This window comes from Neisseria sp. P0021.S007 (assembly GCF_051956855.1).
The window spans coordinates 1-732 of the sequence record NZ_JBQCXA010000440.1 but is presented as its reverse complement, the minus strand read 5'-3'; the positions used below and the strand labels follow the sequence as shown (position 1 = coordinate 732).

1 protein-coding gene is annotated in these 732 nt (G+C 53.7%); it reads right to left on the bottom strand.

Translation table 11 applies throughout. The features are described 5' to 3' along the window. The coding region (locus ACTHUR_RS13875; RefSeq protein ID WP_440399123.1) for a phage tail sheath subtilisin-like domain-containing protein at positions 1-732 on the bottom strand (732 nt) is incomplete at both ends.

The following is a 732-nucleotide window of genomic DNA, read 5'->3' as shown; positions in this document are numbered from 1 at the left end:
ACGATACCCAGTACCATAGCTATTGAAGACGGTAGTAATGCCTTTTTCATTGAGGCGGTTGGTTTCGGACTGCGGGTCGTCGGCGCGAGCAGTCAGACCGATTTCCACGCCGGTTACGCCCAAGAGTTCGCGGTTGGATTTGCTAAACCAATAACCCTGCTCAACATCAGTCTTCATGCGCAGACCGGCAGCGTGGGTAGCCAGTGATTCCATACCCAGCAGACCGATCACATGCGGGAAAAACAGCTCGGCACGGTCGCTTGATGTCTGAAAATTAATCGTACCCAATGGCCCACGGCCTTCGAGAGCTTTGCTCAAGGTCGTGCCTTCAGGTGCGTTGATATAGGCAATTGCATTCAGGTTGTCGGCCACGGTAATCATTTTGGCGGCGACGGTAGCCGTTTTGTCGTAATTCGGCACAATAATGATTTTGGCATCTGCGCCTTGGCGATTGTAGCCTTCTGAGAGCAGCTCCAAGCCCGTGCGCTGTCCGGTAGCCGCGACATATGCACCGATGATGTCGGCCTCTGTTACTTTGGTCGGGTCTACGTAGCTGTAACTGATTTTCGGGGCGGTCGGTTTGGTTTTATACACAATCTCGCCGGTTAGCGCGTTGATGGTGTAGTGCTGGCCTTCGATCAGTGCGGCTGCGCCGTCAGTCAGGGCATAACCGATCAGAAGTGCAGGTTTGTCGGTATAGGCCGTCAAGGTATTGCTGTCGACGGTCAATAC